This window comes from Stenotrophomonas sp. P5_B8 (assembly GCF_054049855.1).
In genome coordinates this window covers 1-1,272 of record NZ_JBFULO010000689.1, presented here as the reverse complement: position 1 = coordinate 1,272, position 1,272 = coordinate 1, and the positions used below count along the sequence as shown (strand labels likewise).

Annotated in this window: 2 protein-coding genes; both read left to right on the top strand. The window is 65.6% G+C overall.

Going from position 1 to position 1,272, the window contains the following annotated elements; translation table 11 throughout:
- Positions 1 to 185 (top strand): hypothetical protein (locus ACXJKH_RS20710; RefSeq protein WP_457322207.1); only part of this gene is annotated, 185 nt, incomplete at its 5' end.
- 130 nt (positions 186 to 315) lie between these two features.
- On the top strand, positions 316 to 1,272 hold a 957-nt coding region (locus ACXJKH_RS20705; RefSeq protein ID WP_457322205.1), incomplete at its 3' end, for a M20/M25/M40 family metallo-hydrolase.

The window sequence follows — 1,272 nt, the reverse complement described above, 5'->3', positions numbered from 1 at the left end:
GCGTTGCCACCGTCGTGCCGCAGAAAAAGCCGGCTGCTGCTGTTCTGCATGTCGACGCTGATCTGCGCCTGCCGCTCGCACCCAACATGCGTGATGCGAGGACAGTTGGTCACTGGGGTTCAGCGGATCTCAAGCGGTTGATGGCGCAGGCGTACGAGGGTCGGGAAGTGTCCGGAATTGGCTGATCAGAAAATAATTTGACATATCGGAAATATCTTTGTAATTCTGCGAAGGTCGTCTTTCCCGGATTCCCGCCGTGCTCGTGATTGCGCTTCCCTGCTGCTTGGCAAACGTGCTCGATCGCAAGGTGCGCCCATGAGMGCGCGGCGGCCCGCCCGTGATATCGCTCGCTACACGCTGCCCCTTCTGTTCCTCGGCATCTTCATTGCCGCATGGTCTGCCTGGAGCGCGCAGAAGACGCCGCCGCCACAGTCGGCCAGCATCGCCGCTGCCGAATTCTCGGCGGCCCGCGCCATGCAGCACCTGCGCTGGATCGCCGCCGAACCGCATCCCACCGGCTCGGCCGCTGCGGCGCGGGTGCGCGATGGCCTGGTCACGCATCTGCAGCAGGCGGGATTGCAGGCATCGGTGCAGCGCGCGCATGCGGCTGCGGAGTACGGCAAGGGCGACGGGCGCGGTGTGCGCGCGGCCAATGTAGAGAACGTGGTCGCCGTACTGCCGGGCCGTRATCGCAGCTTGCCTGCGGTGCTGCTGATGGCGCACTACGACAGCGTGGCCCAGTCGCCCGGTGCGGCCGACGATGGCCTCGGCGTTGCGGTGATGCTGGAAATAGCCCGTGTGCTGCAGAAAGATGCACGGCAGCGTGACGTGGTGTTCCTGTTCACCGATGCCGAGGAGGCTGGCCTGTTGGGTGCGCGCGCGTTCTTTGCATCGCATCCGCTGGCCGCGCGGATCGGGACGGCGATCAACCTGGAGGCGCGTGGCAGCAGTGGCCGTGCGGTGCTGTTTGAAACCGGACCGGGCAATGCGGCGCTGTTGAAGACGTTCGCATCGCTGGCGCCGCAGCCGCTGGGCAATTCGTTGACCGGCTTCGTCTACCGCTACATGCCCAATGGAACCGACTTCACGGTGCCGGCAAAGCTGGGCATTCCTGGCGTGAACTTCGCGATCATCGGGAGCCAGTTCGACTATCACGCCGCCACCGCGAGCGTGGCCAACCTGGACCCGGGCAGCGTGCAGCACATGGGCGCGCAGGTGCTGCCGCTGGTACGGCAACTGGCAACCTCCGCGACCCTGCCGACGTCCAGGCGG